1 protein-coding gene and 1 pseudogene are annotated in these 518 nt (G+C 36.5%); both read left to right on the forward strand.

The features are described from left to right. Positions 1 to 109, forward strand: a pseudogene (locus ACJ5GX_RS00280) (4-hydroxy-3-methylbut-2-enyl diphosphate reductase); the annotation flags it as partial. Continuing rightward, a complete protein-coding gene (locus ACJ5GX_RS00285) occupies positions 104 to 304 on the forward strand; it encodes a chorismate mutase (protein ID WP_495292568.1) in 201 nt (66 codons plus the stop codon). The pseudogene ACJ5GX_RS00280 and the gene ACJ5GX_RS00285, both read left to right, overlap by 6 nt. Positions 305 to 518: the final 214 nt, after the last annotated feature.

Raw genomic sequence — 518 nt, forward strand, 5'->3', positions numbered from 1 at the left:
ACTACACGAAATCGTTCATAATAAATATATAGTAGAGGGCTTTAAGAAACAAGGAGTGGTTTTTGTAAGCAGCATAGAAGACATTAAAGACAATAGAGGAATATTGATCGATCAACAAATTCAACAACTCATCAATCGCCGTGCAAAACTGGCGGAAGCAGTTGCTAAAGCAAAATTTGCATCAGAAGAGAATCCGTTGTTTTATCGTCCAGAACGTGAGGCACAAGTTTTACGTAAAGTTATGGAGCGTAATGAAGGGCCCTTGTCAGATCGATCATTTTCTTGTGGGTTTGACTTGGATTGATTGAATAAAATATAAATAATCGCGATCAGTGCGACGATCGATCCAATAGTTGGCGCAATGAAATAAGAGCCATAATATCCTCCCAAGTAATGCCCCATATTCTACATGCTGATTTATTTCAATTCAGCAACATTATTGACTATTTCATAAAAAATCCCCGCGTTTGCGAGGACTTTTAACAAATAACAACATTTAAAAAGATTATGATCATGAG

It is taken from the genome of Wolbachia endosymbiont of Tuta absoluta (assembly GCF_059414725.1).